We start from the raw sequence: 2,230 nt of genomic DNA on the forward strand, positions 1-2,230 counted from the left end.
GGGGGCCCGTGCGGGCGGCGGGTCAGGATTCGCCGTGCTGGCCGCGGGAGAAGATGGTCGGGCTGCCGGGGAGCTCCGGATTCGCGCCGAGGTGGTCGGCCAGGTCGCGCACCCCCTCGACCAGCGAGACCGACGGCCGGTATCCCAGGCCCTGGAGCTTGGAGATGTCGCCGACCAGCCGGTAGGTGTCGTCCTCGATCTCCGGGATCACGCTGACCTCGGGCGTCTTGCCGGTGGCCTCCCCGATCGTGTCGACGAGCTCGCGCATCGACACCTCCGTGCCGGAGCCGATGTTGAACACCTCGCCCAGTTCGGCCCGGTCGGCGATCGTCAGCAACCCCTGGACCAGGTCGGTGACATGGACGAAGTCGCGGGTCTTCCGGTCGATGTCGCCCACGATCTGGATGGGCTGGTGGTTGAGGTGCCAGCGCAGGAAGCGGCCGACCTCGACCATCGCCTCGTGCGGGTTCTCGCCCGGTCCGTAGACGCAGAAGGGGCGGCCGACCACCACTGGGAGGCCGCAGGCGCGGTGGAGTGCCAGGCAGGTGATCTCGCCGCTGAGTTTGGACGCGCCGTACGGCACGAAGGGGCGGGTCGGGTGGTCCTCGTCCATGGGGAATTTCCGGGGCGTTCCGTAGACGGACGCGGACGAGACGTAGACGACCCGACGGACGGGCGCCTTGAGGAGGGCCTCGGCGAAGATCAGCGTGCCGAGTGCGTTGATCTCGAAGTCGAGGCGCGGTTGCGTCACCGACAACGTGCCGTTCGCGTTCGCGGCGACGTGGAAGACCAGGTCCGCGTCGTCCACGGCCTCGGCGACGGCGTCGACCTCGCGGATGTCCAGCAGGTGCAGGGTGGTCCCGGACGGCGCCGAGATGCTCGTGGCCGTCCGGGCGTTGTCGATGATCGACACCTCTTTCCCCAGAAAGAGAAGAGCGCTGGTCAGGTGCCTTCCGACGAAACCCAATCCGCCCGACACCAAGACCTTGTCGTATTCTTCGAGCATATAATCGATATATCAGGCCTAGAACATATGGGCGATCCGGGAATTCGAAATCGCGTCCGTCCGGGTGAATATCGGGCGAGCGGGGTTTGTCCCGGAGTGGAGGTCAGGCCCGGTGGGCGGCCGTCGGCCCGGTGTCGAAGGCGCGGAAGAGCGAGAGGTCGGGGGTGCGGCCGCGGATCGTGGTCCAGGCCTCGTGAAAGTCGCGCCGGATCCGGGACGGGGGCCAGGGGGTGGGCCTCAGCTCCGGGGGAAGGAGCGGGTCGCGCTCCAGGGCGTGGGTGAAGGCCTCGGCCAGCCGCAGCGCGACGGCGACGAGTTCGACGGAGCCGAGGTCGGGGCCGAGGGGTTCCGCGGCGAGCGCGTCGGCGAGGGGCCGGTAGGCCTCGACCGTCTCGGCCGAGGGCCACAGGTGCTCCGCGGTGGAGGCGGGGTCGGTGAAGCCCGGGCCGGTCAGGCGGGTGGCCTCCGCCGTGATCAGGTAGGCGCCGACCGTCGCCGCCGAGGCCTCGGCGGTGAGTTCGTCGAGGAGGTCGTGCGGGCTCGCGTAGGCGCCGGGCGCGAGCGGCACGGCACCGAGCCGGGTCAGCGCGGCGCGGAGGGCGTCGCGCTCCGACCGGTGCCGCTCGGGGACGGAGAAGGTGTAGAGGCGCCAGAGCCCGTCCCAGGGGACGAGGCCGGCGTCCTGCGCGTAGGCGAGCGCGACGAACCGGACGTCCATGTCCGAGCGGAGCCTGCCCGCGTCGGTCAGGACGAGCCGGCCCTTGCGGCCCCGCCCCTCCTGCCGCAGGACGCCCGCCGCCTCCAGCCGGCGGACGGCCAGCCGCACCGGCTGGTCCGACAGGCCGACCGCCGCGGCGACGTCGTAGACGTAGTCGAGCGAGGCCGTGCCCTGCGGATCGAAGCAGGCCTCGACGACCGTTCGCGGCGCGGCTCTGTCTGCGGACACGGAAGACCTCGGTTCTCGATCACCCGCCCCGGGGCGGGGCCGTCCGGTCAATCTGCCACACCGGCCTCCGGCGTTGGTTCAGGACCCCTGCTGGACGAAGAGCCACTCCGGGCCGTAGGTGAGGCGGGGATCGGCGGGGAGCTTGATGGCGTTGATGAGCCGAGCGGCGTCGCCCAGATCACTCATGTGCCCGATCGCGTCGAAGAGCTCGTTCCCGTTGCCGCCCCAGGCGTGTTCGAGGGATGTCAGCATGGCGCTGTAGGACGTGTTGAAGTCGT

At 70.7% G+C, this 2,230-nt stretch carries 2 protein-coding genes and 1 pseudogene; all 3 read right to left on the minus strand.

Annotated elements, in window-relative coordinates:
- Window positions 1-22: 22 nt before the first annotated feature.
- Window positions 23-1,006, minus strand: coding sequence for an NAD-dependent epimerase/dehydratase family protein (locus ACIQOV_RS38255; RefSeq protein ID WP_401055370.1), 984 nt, complete (start codon window positions 1,004-1,006; stop codon window positions 23-25).
- A 103-nt stretch (window positions 1,007-1,109) separates the two neighbouring features.
- On the minus strand, window positions 1,110-1,952 hold the full coding sequence (locus ACIQOV_RS38260) for a transcriptional regulator (protein ID WP_401055371.1): 843 nt from the start codon (window positions 1,950-1,952) through the stop codon (window positions 1,110-1,112).
- 78 nt (window positions 1,953-2,030) lie between these two features.
- Window positions 2,031-2,230: pseudogene (locus ACIQOV_RS38265) on the minus strand (hypothetical protein); the annotation flags it as partial.

The organism is Kitasatospora sp. NPDC091257, from assembly GCF_044757675.1.
GTDB classification, from domain to species: Bacteria; Actinomycetota; Actinomycetes; order Streptomycetales; family Streptomycetaceae; genus Kitasatospora; species Kitasatospora lactacystinica.

What these genes read in the sequence shown, in the direction of transcription:
- ACIQOV_RS38255 (WP_401055370.1), bottom strand. Translation starts at nt 1,006, where the DNA reads ATGCTCGAAGAATACGACAAGGTCTTGGTGTCGGGCGGATTGGGTTTC.